The sequence below is a fragment of the Streptomyces mexicanus genome, from assembly GCF_902506575.1.
Classification (GTDB): domain Bacteria; phylum Actinomycetota; class Actinomycetes; order Streptomycetales; family Streptomycetaceae; genus Streptomyces; species Streptomyces mexicanus.
Genome location: NZ_LR732685.1, coordinates 1 through 1216, shown reverse-complemented (window position 1 = coordinate 1216; position 1216 = coordinate 1). Strand labels below are relative to the sequence as shown.

2 protein-coding genes are annotated in these 1216 nt (G+C 75.0%); one reads left to right on the top strand and one right to left on the bottom strand.

Annotation, left to right across the window (positions count from 1 at the left end; all coding sequences use genetic code 11):
• A partial coding sequence (locus GV126_RS37545; protein ID WP_159675436.1) for a phosphoenolpyruvate carboxylase occupies window positions 1–127 on the top strand: 127 nt, incomplete at its 5' end.
• Between the two features lie 72 nt (window positions 128–199).
• Here the strand turns inward: GV126_RS37545 and GV126_RS35110 are convergent.
• Window positions 200–1021, bottom strand: a complete 822-nt coding sequence (locus GV126_RS35110) for a hypothetical protein (RefSeq protein ID WP_159675440.1) — start codon at window positions 1019–1021, stop codon at window positions 200–202.
• Window positions 1022–1216 lie beyond the last annotated feature (195 nt).

Here is a 1216-nt window from a genome sequence, read left to right as displayed (position 1 = left end):
CCAGGTCGCCCTGCTCAAGCGGCAGCGCGACGCGGTGGCCGCCGGCCAGGAGGTCGACCCGCTGCTGGCCCGCGCCCTGCTGCTGACCGTCAACGGCGTGGCGGCCGGCCTGCGCAACACCGGCTGATCGCCGCCGGAACGCCGAAGGGTGCCCCCGGGGACGTACGCCCCCGGGGGCACCCCCGTGCGGTGGGACCGGTCAGCCGCGCCGCGCCCGGCGCCGCAGCACGACCAGCAGCCCGCCCGCCGCGACCAGCGCGGCGGCGACGGCCGCCAGCGGACCGATCGGTGCGCTGCTGCCCGTCTCGGCCAGGTCTCCCTGCGCGTCGCCCTGCGGGGACGGGGACGACGAGGCGGAGGCGGCGGGAGCCGCGCCCGAGGACGAGGACGAGGACGAGGCCGCCCCCGCGGTGGGCGCCGCGGTGGTGCCCGGCGTGGCGGGGGTGCCCGGCGTGGCGGGGGTGCCGGGCGCGGAGGACGCCGCCCCGCCCGGCGTGGACCCGGACTCGCCGGGCGTGCTGCCCGATCCGCCCGGCGTGGTGCCGGACCCACCAGGGGTGGTGCCGGACCCGCCAGGAGTGGTGCCGGACCCGACCGGTCCGGGCGCGCAGTCCGTCCAGAACGTCTTGTGCTTCGCGGCGCCCTTCTCGCCGTCGAAGTTCCAGAACAGCTTGTAGTGCCCGTCGGGCAGCGACAGGTCTTCCGTACGGCCGTGGCCGTCGGCGTTCAGGGTGAGGTCACCGGACTTCACGGTCTCGCCCTTGACCTTGGCAGTGGGCGCCCAGGCCTCGATGTGCCAGTGCACCGCCTGCCCGGCGTCGAATCCGAAGGCGTCCAGGTAGAAGGTGCACACGTGCGGCTCGTTCCGGCGCAGCTCCTCGCCGGTCTTCGCGTCGTGGATCTTCACCGTCCCGTGGTCACCGGGCCGGGAGTCGTGCGAGGCGGCGTGCGCGACGGGCGCGATCACGAGGGCCGCCGAAACACCGGCGGTCAGCGCGCCGGTGCGGATCAGGGTTCGCATGAACAGTCCATCTTCGAGGAATGAACGGGGAAGATGTGGAGGGGGCGGTTCAGCTTCCCGACGTGGTCATGCGCCCGTCAAGCACGGCCAGGGAACGAAGAGGTCTCGCACGGGTGTTGAGGGTGCCGCGCCCGCCTCACAGCGCCACGAACGCCGCCGTCAGCAACGCCACCCCGCCACCCCCCAGCACCCAGG